The organism is Nocardioides sp. NPDC092400, assembly GCF_040684155.1.
Taxonomy (GTDB): domain Bacteria; phylum Actinomycetota; class Actinomycetes; order Propionibacteriales; family Nocardioidaceae; genus Nocardioides.
Genome location: NZ_JBFBFJ010000002.1, coordinates 23488 through 37094, shown reverse-complemented (window position 1 = coordinate 37094; position 13607 = coordinate 23488). Strand labels below are relative to the sequence as shown.

Annotated in this window: 14 protein-coding genes; 7 read left to right on the top strand and 7 right to left on the bottom strand. The window is 73.3% G+C overall.

What is annotated here, in order from left to right; all coding sequences use genetic code 11:
* Positions 1-45: 45 nt before the first annotated feature.
* Positions 46-1476 carry a glycosyltransferase 87 family protein gene (locus AB0N29_RS07680; protein WP_364865553.1) on the top strand — a complete coding sequence of 477 codons (1431 nt, stop codon included), beginning with the start codon at positions 46-48 and terminating at the stop codon, positions 1474-1476.
* 13 nt (positions 1477-1489) lie between these two features.
* Here the strand turns inward: AB0N29_RS07680 and AB0N29_RS07675 are convergent, their stop codons facing one another.
* Genes AB0N29_RS07675 through AB0N29_RS07665 form a run of 3 tightly spaced genes read right to left on the bottom strand, consistent with a single transcriptional unit; the run spans position 1490 to position 4515 of the window.
* A complete protein-coding gene (locus tag AB0N29_RS07675) occupies positions 1490-2545 on the bottom strand; it encodes an alanine racemase (RefSeq protein ID WP_302268815.1) in 1056 nt (351 codons plus the stop codon).
* Between the two features lie 16 nt (positions 2546-2561).
* On the bottom strand, positions 2562-3695 hold the full coding sequence (locus AB0N29_RS07670) for a peptidoglycan bridge formation glycyltransferase FemA/FemB family protein (RefSeq protein ID WP_364865550.1): 1134 nt from the start codon (positions 3693-3695) through the stop codon (positions 2562-2564).
* Positions 3696-3714: 19 nt separating this feature from the next.
* Complete coding sequence (locus AB0N29_RS07665; protein WP_364865548.1) at positions 3715-4515, bottom strand: deoxyribonuclease IV; 801 nt, start codon at positions 4513-4515, stop codon at positions 3715-3717.
* Positions 4516-4764: 249 nt separating this feature from the next.
* Between AB0N29_RS07665 and rpsF the strand changes: the two genes are divergently transcribed.
* The 4 genes from rpsF to rplI all read left to right on the top strand — a co-directional run bounded on the left by rpsF (position 4765) and on the right by rplI (position 6626).
* Positions 4765-5055, top strand: coding sequence for a 30S ribosomal protein S6 (rpsF, locus tag AB0N29_RS07660; protein WP_166189603.1), 291 nt, complete (start codon positions 4765-4767; stop codon positions 5053-5055).
* A 133-nt stretch (positions 5056-5188) separates the two neighbouring features.
* Entirely contained in the window at positions 5189-5806 is a 618-nt protein-coding gene (locus AB0N29_RS07655) for a single-stranded DNA-binding protein (protein ID WP_364865546.1), read from the top strand.
* 122 nt (positions 5807-5928) lie between these two features.
* A complete protein-coding gene (gene rpsR, locus AB0N29_RS07650) occupies positions 5929-6165 on the top strand; it encodes a 30S ribosomal protein S18 (protein WP_154612378.1) in 237 nt (78 codons plus the stop codon).
* Between the two features lie 14 nt (positions 6166-6179).
* Positions 6180-6626, top strand: coding sequence for a 50S ribosomal protein L9 (rplI, locus tag AB0N29_RS07645; protein ID WP_302268809.1), 447 nt, complete (start codon positions 6180-6182; stop codon positions 6624-6626).
* 124 nt (positions 6627-6750) lie between these two features.
* Here the strand turns inward: rplI and AB0N29_RS07640 are convergent, their stop codons facing one another.
* From AB0N29_RS07640 to AB0N29_RS07630, 3 genes are read right to left on the bottom strand one after another with little or no spacing between them, the layout of a single operon-like run.
* A complete protein-coding gene (locus AB0N29_RS07640) occupies positions 6751-7965 on the bottom strand; it encodes a hypothetical protein (protein WP_364865543.1) in 1215 nt (404 codons plus the stop codon).
* A gap of 50 nt (positions 7966-8015) precedes the next feature.
* Positions 8016-8609, bottom strand: a complete 594-nt coding sequence (locus AB0N29_RS07635) for a hypothetical protein (RefSeq protein ID WP_364865541.1) — start codon at positions 8607-8609, stop codon at positions 8016-8018.
* Positions 8606-9964 carry an MATE family efflux transporter gene (locus AB0N29_RS07630; protein WP_364865539.1) on the bottom strand — a complete coding sequence of 453 codons (1359 nt, stop codon included), beginning with the start codon at positions 9962-9964 and terminating at the stop codon, positions 8606-8608. The genes AB0N29_RS07635 and AB0N29_RS07630 overlap by 4 nt, the downstream gene beginning before the upstream one ends.
* 519 nt (positions 9965-10483) lie before the next feature.
* On the opposite strand from AB0N29_RS07630, the gene dnaB reads away from it, so the two are divergent.
* Entirely contained in the window at positions 10484-11902 is a 1419-nt protein-coding gene (dnaB, locus tag AB0N29_RS07625; RefSeq protein WP_364865537.1) for a replicative DNA helicase, read from the top strand.
* Positions 11903-12015: 113 nt separating this feature from the next.
* Here the strand turns inward: dnaB and AB0N29_RS07620 are convergent, their stop codons facing one another.
* Positions 12016-12471 (bottom strand): VOC family protein, encoded by a 456-nt coding sequence (locus AB0N29_RS07620; protein ID WP_364865535.1) that lies wholly within the window; start codon positions 12469-12471, stop codon positions 12016-12018.
* A gap of 103 nt (positions 12472-12574) precedes the next feature.
* Here AB0N29_RS07620 and AB0N29_RS07615 point away from each other — a divergent pair, with 103 nt between their 5' ends.
* Positions 12575-13603 carry a WYL domain-containing protein gene (locus tag AB0N29_RS07615; RefSeq protein ID WP_364865533.1) on the top strand — a complete coding sequence of 343 codons (1029 nt, stop codon included), beginning with the start codon at positions 12575-12577 and terminating at the stop codon, positions 13601-13603.
* Positions 13604-13607: the final 4 nt, after the last annotated feature.

Sequence of the window (13607 nt, the reverse complement as noted above, 5' to 3'; positions counted from 1 at the left end):
CCCGCGCGGCAGGTACCCCGCCGATGGCCCGCTGAGGGAGCACTGATGGAGCCGCAGGTGCCCGACCACGTCCACCCCACCCGGGAGGACCCGGTCGCGCGCTCGCTGAGCGAGGGCATCGGCGGCCCGATGGGCACCCGCGGCGCGGGGCACCGCTGGTGGACGCCGCTGCGGGTGGTCCTGGCGCTGACGGCGTTGTGCTTCGCGCTGGGGATGGTGCAGAAGCAGAGCTGCTTCGAGGACACCTGGAGCGACGGGCAGCAGCGCTACGCGCACATGTGCTACTCCGACCTGCCCTACCTCTACACCGGCCGCGGCATGGTCGAGCGGGCCTGGCCCTACACCGAGGACGCGGAGGTCCGGTCCCGCTACGAGGTCATGGAGTACCCCGTCGGGATCTCCTACTGGGCCTGGGGGACCGCCTGGGTGGCGCAGGTCGCCGACCACGTCGGCGTGCCCGACCTCGCCGACCGGGCGCGGCAGCCGGTGGACTCGCTCTTCGGCGACAGCGAGGTCCAGTCGGAGATCCGCTGGTACGTCGTGGTCAACGCGCTCGGCCTGGCCGCCGTCGCGCTGCTGACCGCGTGGTTCGTCTCGCGCACCCACCCACGACGGCCCTGGGACGCCCTGATGTACGCCGTGTCCCCGGCGCTGGCGCTGACCGCGCTGGTGAACTGGGACCTGCTCGCCGTCGGGTTCGTCGCCGCCGCGACCTGGGCGTGGTCGCGGGACAAGCCGTTGCTGACCGGGGTGCTGATCGGCCTCGGCACGGCCACGAAGCTCTACCCGCTGTTCCTGCTCGGCGGGATCCTCGTCATCTGCCTGCGCGACAGGCGGTTGCGCGACGTCGCGGTCGCCACGGGGGCCGCGGCCGCCGCCTGGGTGCTGGCCGACCTGCCGGCGTACCTCTCGGGTCCGGAGGAGTGGCGGGTCTTCTGGTCCTTCAACTCCGAGCGCGGCGCCGACCTCGGCTCGGTGTGGCTGGTGGCGCAGCAGGCGCTCGACACCACGATCAGCGCCCACACCATCAACGTCGGCTCGTGGCTGTTCTTCGGCGCCTGGTGCCTGGGCGTGCTGGTGCTCGGCCTGCGCGCGCCCGAGACGCCGCGGCTGGCCCAGCTGGGGTTCCTGGTCGTCGCCGGGTTCCTGCTGGTCAACAAGGTCTACTCCCCGCAGTACGTCCTGTGGCTGCTGCCGCTGGCCGTGCTGGCGCGGCCGCGCTGGCGCGACCAGCTGGTCTGGCAGGCCGGCGAGGTCCTCTACTTCGCCTCGGTGTGGTGGTACCTCGGCGGGTACCTCGCGCCGGCCGGAGGTGGCGACGTCGGCTTCTACTGGGTCGCGATCCTCGCGCGGGTCGCCTGCGAGCTCTACCTGGTCGGGATCGTCGCCCGCGACGTGCTGCGTCCCCGGCACGACCCGGTCCGGGAGACCGGGTGGGTCGCCCCGCCACCGCGCTCGCGCGCGCTCGTCGGCTGAGCGGCCAGGCGTCCTACTCGACCAGGACGCGGTCGAACGCGGTCGCGGTGAACCGCACCCGCACGTCGACCTCGTCGCCCACCTCGGGCACCCGCGAGCCGTGCGGGAGGAAGAGCATCGAGGCCTGCATGTGCGGCGGCTCGGCGAAGAGCCGCTGCTTGCCGTCGATGGAGAACGGCGAGCGGACGAAGCCGACCGCGTCGAGGCCCCCGCGCGCCAGCGTGGCCGCGCGGGCCCGGATGCTGGAGTCCCCCGTGGGTGCCTCGAGGCCGATGCCGTGGGCCGTGCCCCCGCTGACGACGAGCAGGTGACCGGACTTCGGGGCGGTGCGCCCGCGGTAGCCGAAGGAGTCGCCGCGCTCGACCGGGTGGACGTCGAGCACGCTCGCGGTGACGCGGAGGGCGCCGCGGTCGCCGAGCCAGAGGGCGGTCCCGGTCCGCGGACGGATGTCGTAGTCGGCGTACGACGCGCGGAGCGTGGCGAGCTCGGCGTCGGTGAGGTGGCTGACCCAGATGGTGCGCGTGCCGAGCTCGGCGGCGACGACGTCGTTGAGCAGCCGGTCGACCTCGCCGAGGTGGGAGCCCTGGGCCAGCGGCAGGTGCAGCGCGACGCCCTCGAGGCGGGCGCGCGGGTGCCCGGCGAGGCTGCGGGCGGCGGCGCGCAGCTCGCGTGCGGAGTGGCCGTGGCGCTGCATGCTGGTCATCCGCTCCAGCACCAGGCGGGCGTCGGGCTGGCGGCCGAGCAGGTCGTCGACGTCCTGCGGGCGGCTCACGGTGTGGACGACGCGGTCCCCGAGCGCCGGGTCGACGTCGAGGGCGGCACCGAAGGGGCGCCACGGGGTGAGGACCAGCAGGCTGCCGTCGAAGCGGCTCGCGACGTGCGGCAGCTCGTCGTAGGTCCCCACGGCGATCGTGTCGACGCCGAGCCACTGGCTCTTGCGGGCCAGCCGCCCCAGGGTGAAGCCGTAGCCGTTGCCCTTGCACACCGGGACCAGGCCCGGGTGGGCGTCGGCCACCGAGCGCAGGTGGGTGCGCCAGCGGTCGCCGGCGACGTGGAGGACGAGGCTCATCGCGCTGCTCCCATGCTCAGCCCCGGCGCTTCATGTAGAGGTCGAAGGCCCGGTAGAGCGGCCGGTTCAGCGGGAGGTCCCACTCGCCGACGTACTCCACCGCCTCGCCGCCGGTCCCGACCTTGAACTGGATCAGGCCCACGTGCGGGTCGTCGGGGTCCAGGGTCTCGGTGATGCCGCGCAGGTCGTAGACGTCGGCGCCGGCGGCGATCGCGGCGCGCATCATCGCCCACTGCACGGCGTTGGAGCCCCGCACCTCGCGCTTCTCGGTCGAGGAGGCGCCGTAGGAGTACCAGGAGTGCGTGCCGACCCGGATCGCGATCGTCGCCGCGACCAGGTCGCCCTCGTGGCGGGCCAGGTGGAGGGTGATCCGGTCGGGCTCCTCGGCGGCGAGCGCCTCGACCATGGTGCGGAAGTACGACAGCGGGCGCGGGGTGAACCGGTCCCGCTCGGCGGTGTGGACGTACAGGTCGTGGAACGCCTCGAGCTCGGCGCCGATGCCCTCGGCGGTGCTGCTGGAGGTGACCTCCACGCCGGCCTTGGTGGCCTTCTTGATGTTGCGGCGCCACAGCTGGTTCATCCCGGCCAGGACGTCCTCCTCGGACCGCCCGGCGAGGGGGACCTGGAAGACGTGCTGCGGCTGGCCCGCGGCGAAGCCGCCGGCGACGGCCTGGGAGCGCCAGCCGAGCTCGTGGAGCTGGGAGACGACCCGGGCGCCGGTCCCGTCGCGCTCGGTGGGTGCGAGCTCACCGAGGCGGTGCACCCCCTCGTCGGCGATGCCCTCCTTGATCGTCGCGGCGTCCCAGCGGCGGGTGACCACCGGCGGCCCGATCCGCACGCCGAAGGCGCCCTGCGCCTTGACGTGGGCGGCCATCGGGGCCAGCCAGGCGGCGAGGTCCTCGTCGGCCCAGTCGAGCACGGGGCCCTCGGGCAGGTAGGCCAGGTAGCGGCGCACCCTCGGCAGCTGGCGGTAGAGCACCAGCGCCGCGCCGACCGGGGCGTCCTGGCCGTCGCGGAACCAGCCGATGGACTGGCGGCGCCACTCGGACTTCACCTTGCCCCAGGCGGGGGTCTGCAGGAACGACGCGGAGCGCTGCGCCCGCACGAAGGCGAGGTGCTCGGTCTCGGAGATCTCGCGGACGGTCAGCACGTGGCGAGGCTACTTGTCCTCAGACCCGCTCGCGCAGCCAGGCGAAGTCGGCCCGGTGCTGCTCGGCGTCGCCAGGGGTCTCGCACACCACCGGTGCGGCCGCGTCGCGCACGATGCCGGCGAGCAGCTCGGGGTCGATCCGACCGGACCCGAAGTTGGTGTGCCGGTCGGCGCCGGAGTCGAAGTCGTCGCGGCTGTCGTTGCAGTGGACCAGGTCGATCCGCCCGGTGATGCGGCGTACGTCGTCGACGACCGTCTCCAGCGCGTTGCCGCCCGCGTGGGCGTGGCAGGTGTCCAGGCAGAACCCGACGTCCTCGAACCCCTCGGCGGTGGAGATCGCGTCCCAGACCCGGCCGATCCGGTCGAGGTGGCGGGCCATCGCGTTGTCGCCGCCGGCGGTGTTCTCGATCAGCAGCGGGACCTTGATGTCGGTCGCCTCGATCGCCTTGCGCCAGTTGTCGAACCCCTTCTCGGGGTCGTCGGCTTTGTTGACGTGGCCGCCGTGGACGATGAGCCCCCGGGCGCCGACCTCGGCGGCGGCGTCCATGTGCTGCTGGAGCAGCTTGCGGCTCGGGATCCGGATCCGGTTGTTCGTCGTGGCCACGTTGATGACGTACGGCGCGTGGACGTAGAGGTCCACCCCGGCGGCCTCGGCAGCCTCCTTGAGCGCGGCCGCGCCGCCGGCGTAGCGCACCTGCGGACCCTTGTAGTCCTGCGGGTCGCCGAGGAAGAACTGCACGAGCGGCGCCTGGCGCGCCTGCGCCTCGGCGATCGGGTCGGTCTGGTCGACGTGGGCGCCGATCGACAGGGGGGTGGCCATGCGCGCCACCCTACGAGGAGCCGCCGACGGTGCCCGGGGCACGGGCGGAGACCGCGCCCGCGGCCGTGGGCGCGTGATTTCGGGGCGGTCCGCGCCCGCTGGTACCTTGTCCTGTCCGCACGCGACCACCCACCGACGGGACCGGGAGCGGCGGACACCCGTCGTGCGGCTCCTGCTGCCGGCGGGACGCAAGCCCTCCTGCCACGGAGAGACCGTGGCCGCCGAAGTCCACAGGAGGTGGAGACCGCTTTGCGTGCCTACGAAGTCATGGTCATCCTCGACCCCAGCCTCGACGAGCGCACCGTGCAGCCCTCGCTCGACCGCTACCTCAACGTCATCCGCAACGACGGCGGCTCGGTCGAGTCCGTCGACGTCTGGGGACGTCGTCGCCTCGCCTACGAGGTGAAGAAGAACGCCGAGGGCATCTACGCGGTGATCTCGATCAACGCCGAGCCGGCGACGGTCAAGGAGTTCGACCGTCAGCTCACGCTCAACGAGTCCATCCTGCGCACGAAGGTCATCCGGCCCGACGCTCGCTGAGGTGGCTCCGGCACAGCCGGGACCCTCACGGACGTCGTCCCTGTGGATGACCCCTTCCCGACGTCGGTGCCACCGGCAACGATGAGCGGGACGCACACACGACTCTGACCAGCACGAAGCCAAGGAGACCCTCATGGCAGGCGAGACCGTCATCACGGTGGTCGGCAACCTCGTCGACGACCCGGAGCTGCGCTTCACCCCCTCGGGTGCGGCCGTGGCGAACTTCCGGATCGCGTCGACGCCGCGCACCTTCGACCGGCAGTCCAACGAGTGGAAGGACGGCGACGCGCTGTTCCTCTCCTGCTCGGTCTGGCGTCAGGCGGCGGAGAACGTCGCCGAGTCCCTGCAGCGCGGCATGCGTGTCGTCGTGCAGGGCCGCCTGAAGTCCCGCCAGTACGAGACCCGTGAGGGCGAGAAGCGGACCGTCTTCGAGATCGAGGTCGAAGAGGTCGGTCCGTCGCTGAAGTACGCCACGGCCAAGGTCACCCGGGCCCAGCGCTCCGGTGGCGGCGGCGGTGGCGGGTTCTCCGGCGGTGGCGGCGGTGCCGCTTCCGGCGGGGACGACCCGTGGGCCACCCCGGCGCCCCAGCAGGGCGGCGGCGGCCAGGGCGGCGGCCAGGGCGGGTACGGCGGCGGCGCTCCCGGCGGCGGCCAGGGCGGTTACGGAGGCGGCGCACCCCAGGGTGGCGGCGCTCCCGCGAACGACCCCTGGGGCGCACCGGGCGTGGGCTCCGACGAGCCCCCGTTCTGAGCCTCGGCTCCTCGGCCCACCAGCTGGTCCAGCACCACCATCCACGCACATCCCTCAACCATTCCGCCCCTGCCCGCCCTCGCGGCGGCGCCGGGTCGGGCTTCTAGGAAGGAAGCACCACAATGGCCAAGGCAGTGATGCGCAAGCCCAAGAAGAAGGTTTGCCAGTTCTGCAAGGAGAAGGCGACCGGTGTCGACTACAAGGACACCACGCTCCTCCGCAAGTTCATCTCGGACCGCGGCAAGATCCGCGCCCGTCGGGTGACCGGCAACTGCGTCCAGCACCAGCGCGACGTGGCCACGGCCGTCAAGAACGCCCGTGAGGTCGCCCTGCTGCCCTACACCTCGACCGGTCGCTGAGAGGAGCGGGAACGATGAAGCTCATCCTGACCCAGGAGGTCACCGGTCTCGGTGGCCCCGGTGACATCGTCGAGGTGAAGGACGGCTACGGCCGCAACTACCTCGTCCCTCGCGGCGTCGCGATCCGTTGGACGCGCGGTGCCGAGAAGACCGTCGAGTCGATCAAGGCCGCCCGCGCCACGCGTGCGGTCCGCGACCTCGGCCACGCCGAGGAGATCAAGGCCAAGCTCGAGGCGAACGCGGTGGCCGTCAAGGTCCGCGCCGGTGCCGGGGGCCGCCTGTTCGGCGCCGTCACCACCGCCGAGATCGCCGACGCCCTCCAGGCGACCTCCGGCGAGGCCGTCGACAAGCGCACGATCGCGGTCAAGAACCCGATCCGCGCGCTCGGCAACCACGAGGTCTCGGTCCGGCTGCACGACGAGGTGTCCGCCACGGTGGCCCTCAACGTCATCCCGGCCTGATCCTCCGCTGCCGCTCGCGGCAGCACGCACCATCTGCACCGACGACAGGGGCCGCCCCTCCGCGAGGAGGGGCGGCCCCTGCGTCGTACGCCGGGGCCGCCGGCCTGTCCCGGCGGCTGGCCGGTCAGTGGGCGAGGACGGCGTCGACGCGGACGGTCTCCGCGCGGCCGAGCTCGGCCGCCCGCACCTGCACCCGGCCGCTGACCAGCGGCTCGAACTGGTCGCGGACCTGGTAGACGTGGAAGCGCTCGTAGCTCGGGCCGCCCAGGTCGACGGTGTACCACCGGCCCTGGCCGACCCGCACCGAGACCTTGCCCAGGCCCGGGCCGCGCGGGGCGACCAGGCGCAGCTCCCGGACGTTCCTGCCGGGCGCGGAGACGGTCGCGCCGTGCCGGGTGGTCTGCAGGAAGTCGCCGTCGAAGTAGCCGCCCTGGCGCACCTGCTTCCACCCGGAGCGCTTCGGGGCGGCGAGGTCGCGGGGCACCGAGAACGTCAGCACCGAGGGGGTGGGGTCGACGTTGCCGGCGGCGTCGCGGGCGACGGCCTCGAAGCGCTGGTCGCCGGGCGGCAGGTCGCGCAGGTCGGTCGGGCCCAGGGCGCACGGGACGGCCCGCCCTGTCAGCGTGCAGGAGAAGCCGACCGGGCTGCGGTCCTGGCTGCCGCCCGCGCCGAGCACAACCTGGAGCGTGCGCGAGGTGACCATCGGCCAGGTCGGGTTCTCCTCGTCCACCAGGCCGTTCACGCGGACCGAGCCCGCGGGCGCGACGGTGTCGACCCGCACCTGGACCGTGGCGGGTGCCGAGACGTCGTCGAGGTCGGTCCGCGCGGTGCTGCACCCGAGGCCGCAGGTGGACCGGGGGTCCCGGGCGGCGTCGCCGGTGTCCACGGCGCGCACCCGGAACGTGTACGGCAGCGCCTCGGACTCCTCGAGCCCGTTGTAGGACTGCCGCCAGACCTCGGCGGCTGCGTCGTAGGTCCCGCAGGCGGTCCACGGCTGGTCGGCGGTGGTCCGGGAGGAGAGCTGGCACTGGAAGCCGAGCGCGTCGGCGTCGGCGTCGGTGAAGCGACCGGTGAAGGAGAACGTCAGCTGCTTGCTGCCCACCCAGCCCTGGGCGCGCGGGGCCGGGGTGACCACGACCTCGCCGTCGACGACCGGCGGCACCTCGTCGTCGCAGGTCGCGCCGAGGATGCCGGGGAGGGCCTGGCCGGTGACGGCCTCGCTGAGGCAGACGGGCTCGGCGGCCGCGGGCGCGGCGACCGGGCCGAGCACGGCGAGGCCGGCGAGGACCAGGGCGGTCGCGGGCAGCACGGCGAGCCGGCGCAGACGGGTGGTGGGCATGGTGCCTCCCTCTCTCTTCTGCGGGACACAACGGCCGGAGCCCGGAGAGGCTATGGTCCAGACCGGTCGGCCGCGGGGCTGTCGCCGCCGGGACGGCCCGGCGCCCGGGGGGCGTCGAGCGGGGCCGGTGCGCCGGCCCAGGGCCGGCCCGAGCAGGCGAAGAGCTGCCACACGACGAGGACCAGCGTCAGCACCGCCAGGGCGGCCGCCGGGGTCCCGAGCACCTCGACGCCCGCCCCCAGGACGAGCACCGGGAGCGCGGCGACCACCGCGGTCAGCGTGACCGCGAGACGGAGCCGCCGGGCGGCCGTCTCGTCGCCGGCCGCGGAGGCCCGGCGGGCCAGGACGTGGCACAGCACGGCGACGAAGCCGAGCTGGGGGAGCGCGAGCGCCCACGACACCGACGCGTCGAGGTCCGCGACCGCCTCGGCCACGGCGGGCAGCCAGAGCGGGACGGACACGGCACCGGCGAGTGCCGCGAGCGCGGCCAGGACGGTGCGGCGCTCGACGTCCGCCGGCAGCCGCAGGACCCCGAGGAGCACCAGCACCCACCCGAGCGGGTCGGCCAGCGCGTCGTACGAGCCGAACGCCGCGGTCAGGCCGACGACGACGAGCCCCATGGCGACGGACTGGAGGGGCTTCACGGGGTCAGGCTACGGACGCCGGTGACGAGCCAGGCGTCGCCGCGCGCCCGGCGGACGAGCACGGCGAGGCGCGCGCCCATGAAGACGGCGGCGAACACCACCCAGACGACGACCAGGCCGCCGCCGAGCAGCGCGGCCGCCAGCACCGCCGGCGCGTGGAGGAGCAGGACCACCAGGCCCGCGCGGGCGAGGTAGGGCCCGTCCCCGGCGCCGATGAGCACCCCGTCGAGGACGAAGACGACGCCGGCGACCGGCTGGCCCAGCGCTGCCACGACCAGCACGGGCACGAGCAGCGCCCGCACGTCGGGGTCCGCGGTGAACAGGTGGCCGAGGGCCGGGCTCGCGAGGGCCAGCAGCAGGCCGGTGACCACGCCGCTCACCACGCCCCAGCGGACCATCCGGTCGGTCACGGCGCGGGTGCCCGCGACGTCGCCGGCGCCGAGGCAGCGCCCGGTGATCGCCTGGGCGGCGATGGCGATCGCGTCGAGCACGAAGGCCAGGAACGTCCACAGCGTCATGGCGAGCTGGTGGGTGGCCAGACCGACCTCCTGGTCCCGCCCGGTGGCGCCGAGGGTCACGGCGTACGTCGTCGCGAGCAGGGCGGCGCGCAGGGTCAGGGTGCGCACGACCAGCGCGACGCCGGCCCGGCCGGCCGCGCGGATGCCGCGCGGGTCGGGGCCGAGGGGCGCGCCGGCGCGGCGCGCTCCCCGGACCACGACCGCGAGGAGAGCCGCCGCGCTCGCCACCTGCGCCAGCACCGACCCGATCGCGGACCCGGCCAGGCCGAGCCCGTCCCAGCCACCGAAGCCGTACACGAGGAGCAGGTTGAGCGCGATGTTGAGCGCGTTCCCGGCCACGGCGACGACGAGCGGCGTGCGGGTGTCCTGCAGGCCGCGGAGCACCCCGGTCGTCGCCAGCATGACGAGGAGCGGGGTGGTGCCGAGGAAGGCGATCCGCAGGTACTTCGTCGCGTGCTCGGCGACGGCCGTGCTCGGGTCGAAGACGGCGACGAGCGGCTCGGTCAGCAGCACGCCGAGCACCGTCACGACGGCCCCGATCAGCACCGCCAGCCAGACCCCGTCGACGCCCTGCGCGAGCGCGCCGCGCGGGTCGCCGGCACCGACGTGGCGCGCGACGGCGGCGGTCGTGCCGTAGGCGAGGAAGACGCACAGGCCGACGGCGGTCTGCAGGACGACGCCGGCGACGCCGAGGCCCGCCAGCTCCGGGGTGCCGAGGTGCCCGACGATCGCCGCGTCGGAGAGGAGGAAGAGCGGTTCGGCGACGAGCGCGAGGAAGGCGGGGAGGGCCAGGCGCCAGATCTCGCGGTCCAGGGCACCGTCCCGCTCGCTCCGCACCGGACCAGCGTAGTCAGCCGCTCGGCCGCGCCGCCTGGTCGGGCGGCCTAGTCCCGGTAAGAGGCTTTCGGCCCTCCTGTCCCCTACCCGAGTAGTACCGGGAGACCGGTGGATAACCTCGGGTGGTCTGTGGAAACCCTGCCTGTCACCCGCTTTGTCGACAAAGCAGCCGGGAGCGGGTCCCCGGCGGTCCGGGGATCGACATCCACCCGGAAATAGTTTCCGTCCACACCCATGCTTCTGCGTTTTCGCAGGTCAGCGGGGTGCGTGCGCCATCCGGGTGAGGTGTCTCCACAGCGAACTCCCCAAGCTGTGCACAGTCCACCGCGTGTCGTCCACGGGTTGTTCCCGGTTATCCCCAGGACCTGTGGACAAGGTGGTGTCGCCGGACGCCGGGGGCCACGTACGGTCCGGGGGTCACGGGCCGATGTCAGTGGTCCTCCCTACTGTCGGGAGCGGGCCGGCCCGGACGGGCGCCGGCACCGCAGGACCGGTCACGAGCGCACGGGAGGGGCACGAGTGAGCATCGCCGAGTCGGACACGCGGGGCGTGCCGGAGCCGCCGTTCGAGGAGTGGGGCGACGGCCCCGCGCCGTACGCGCCGGGCGAGCGACCCTCGGCGCCCGGTGACCGGACGCCGCCGCAGGACATGGCGGCCGAGCAGTCGGTGCTCGGCGCGATGCTCATCTCCAAGGACGCGATCGCCGACGTGACCGAGGTGCTGCGTGGGCCGGACTTCTACCGGCCCTCGCACGAGACCATCCACGACGCGGTGATCGACCTCTTCGGGCGTGGCGAGCCGGTCGACATGGTGACCGTCGCGGCCGAGCTGCAGCGGCGCGGCGAGCTCCAGCGGATCGGCGGCGCGCCGTACCTCCACACGCTCTCGGCCAACGTGCCGATCGCGGCGAACGCCGCCTACTACGCCGAGATCGTCCGGGAGAAGGCGATCCTGCGCCGCCTGGTCGACGCGGGCACCAAGATCGTGCAGATCGGCTACGCCGGCGAGGGTCACGTCGACGACGTGGTCGACCGGGCGCAGGCCGAGATCTACCAGATCACCGACCGGCGCTCGAGCGAGGACTACGTCCCGCTCTCGGACATCATGGACGGCGTCCTCGACGAGATCGAGGCGATCAGCAACCGCGAGGCGGGCCTGTACGGCGTGCCGACCGGCTTCGCCGACCTCGACGACCTGACCAACGGCCTGCACTCGGGCCAGATGATCATCGTCGCCGCGCGTCCCGCCATGGGCAAGTCGACCCTGGCGCTGGACTTCTGCCGGGCAGCCTCGATCCACAACAACCTCACGAGCTGCTTCTTCAGCCTGGAGATGACGCGCTCGGAGATCACCATGCGCCTGCTCTCGGCCGAGGCGAAGGTGCCGCTGAACCACATCCGCAACGGCAACATGAACGACGACGACTGGGCCAAGCTGGCCCGGAAGATGGGCGAGGTCTCCTCGGCCCCGATCTTCATCGACGACAGCCCGAACATGACGATGATGGAGATCCGCGCGAAGGCCCGGCGGCTCAAGCAGCGCCACGACCTGAAGCTGATGGTCATCGACTACCTCCAGCTGATGACGTCGGGTCGCAAGGTCGAGTCCCGCCAGCTCGAGGTCTCGGAGTTCTCCCGGCAGATCAAGCTGCTCGCCAAGGAGCTGGAGATCCCGATCATCGCGCTCTCCCAGCTCAACCGTGGCCCCGAGCAGCGCGGCGACAAGCGCCCGATGATGAGCGACCTGCGTGAGTCCGGCTCGATCGAGCAGGACGCCGACATGGTGGTGCTCCTGCACCGTGACGACGTCTACGAGAAGGAGTCGACCCGCCCCGGCGAGGCGGACCTCATCGTCGCCAAGCACCGCAACGGCCCCACCCGCGACATCACCGTGGCCTTCCAGGGCCACTACTCGCGCTTCGTCGACATGGCGCACTGAGGACGGCCGCCTGCGGCGATGACGACCGATTCGGCCTCGGACCGCCGATCCGTGTCGGGCAGGTCGGCGGGCCCGAGGCTCCGTCGGGTGCGCGTGCCGAGGGCGCGGCGGGGTCAAGCGGCGGTGACGCCGACGCTCCAGGTGACGCCGAAGCGGTCGGTGAGCATGCCGAAGCCGGCGCTCCACGCGGACGCGGCGAGGGGCTCGACGACGGTGGCGTCGGCGGCGAGCCCGTCCCAGTAGCCCTGCGCCTCCTCGAGGGTGTCGGCGTCGACCGAGACGAACAGCGCCTGGTCGGTGGTCGTGGTGCCGTTCTCGCGGCTGGTGGACGTGCCGCCCACGATGGTGCCGCCGGTCTCGCCCGGGATGTCGTAGGCCATGACCCGGAAGCCGTTCTCGGAGGCGACGAGGCCGAACACGACGTTCTCCGCGCCCGGGAGCTCCTTCGGCATCCCGAGGTCGGCGTAGGTGTTGATGACCGTGTGCCCACCGAACACGGACTGGTAGTGCTCGAGCGCCGCGCGCGCGTCGCCGCGGAAGTTGAGGTGGGGAGTGGTCTGGATGGTCATGGCTGCTCCTTGCGAGGTGTTGCGCGGCCGGACCGGCCGCGCAAGGGATACCCTTCGGCACGACTAGGACGGTTCTCGTCCTAGACCGAGGCGAACCTGGACCATGACCACCACCGCATCGCGTCTCCTCGACCTGCTGTCGCTGTTGCAGACCCGTCGGGACTGGCCCGGCTCGCTGCTGGCCGAGCGGCTGGGGGTCAGCGACCGCACGGTGCGGCGCGACATCGACCGGCTCCGCGAGATGGGCTACACCATCCAGGCGACCATGGGGCCGGAGGGCGGCTACCGCCTCGGGGCGGGCACCGAGCTGCCGCCGCTGCTGTTCGACGACGACCAGACCGTCGCTGTGGCCGTCGCCCTGCGGACGGCCCCGGCCGCCGGCGTGGGCATCGAGGAGGGCGCGATCCGCGCGCTCGCGACCATCCGGCAGGTCATGCCCTCACGGCTGCGGCACCGGCTCGACGCCCTCGAGGTCACCGCCATCACCGACCGCCCGGGCAGCGGAGCCCCGGCGCGGGTCTCGACCGACGTGCTCGTCTCGCTCGCCACCACCGTCCGCGCCCGCGAGGTGCTGCGTCTGGACTACGCCGCCCGCGACGCCGACCCGGACGCAGGGCCGACCCTCCCGCCGCGTCGGGTCGAGCCGCACCACGTCGTCGCCTCGCAGGGGCGCTGGTACCTCCTCGCCTGGGACCTCGACCGGGAGGACTGGCGCCTGTTCAGCGTCGAACGGATCACCCCCCGCGTCCCGACCGGGCCGCGCTTCACGCCGCGCGAGGTCCCGGGTGGCGACGTGCACGAGTTCGTGTCCGCACGGTTCAAGGGACGCGACGTGAACGAGTGGCCGTGCCGCGGCACCGTCGTCCTCGACCTCCCGGCCCGGGAGGTCCTGCCCTTCGCCGGTGGCGGAGTCGTCCGAGCCATCGACGAGAACCGGTGCAGCCTCGAGGTCGGCTCGTGGTCCTGGGCGTCACTGGCCGCCTCCTTCGGCCGCTTCGAGGTCGCCATGGAGGTCCTCGGCCCCCCGGCGCTCGCGGACGCCTTCGGCGTCCTGGCGGCGCGGTACGCCACGACAGCCCGAAGCGGTGATGCCGGCACGGGGCGGACGGATGCCCGGGAGTCGACGTCCTGACCTT